Annotated in this window: 1 protein-coding gene; it reads right to left on the minus strand. The window is 35.5% G+C overall.

All coding sequences use genetic code 11. The annotated features are described in order from the left end of the window. On the minus strand, positions 1-242 hold a 242-nt coding region (locus G9F74_RS29730; RefSeq protein ID WP_165406450.1), incomplete at both ends, for a transposase.

Consider the following 242-nt stretch of genomic DNA (forward strand, 5'->3'; position numbering starts at 1 on the left):
GTTTTTGTGGAAGGAAACCATTTGTCTATTTTCACAAGCTGTTTGCCTTGTTCATTTAGTTTATAAGCTAAGAAAGAGGTGAACATACCCCAAGCATTATCAGCGACGCTTTTTCCAAAATGAAGTGCTTGCGATATTCCCTTCATATTTAGATCTTCAATAGCTACAACATCAAAATGAGTAGCTAACTCTTTAGACTTATGATGAAGGAAGTTCTTACGTTGGTTTGCTACTTTTTCATG

Source organism: Bacillus sp. EKM202B (genome assembly GCF_011066025.1).
Lineage (GTDB): Bacteria > Bacillota > Bacilli > Bacillales > Bacillaceae_G > Bacillus_A > Bacillus_A toyonensis.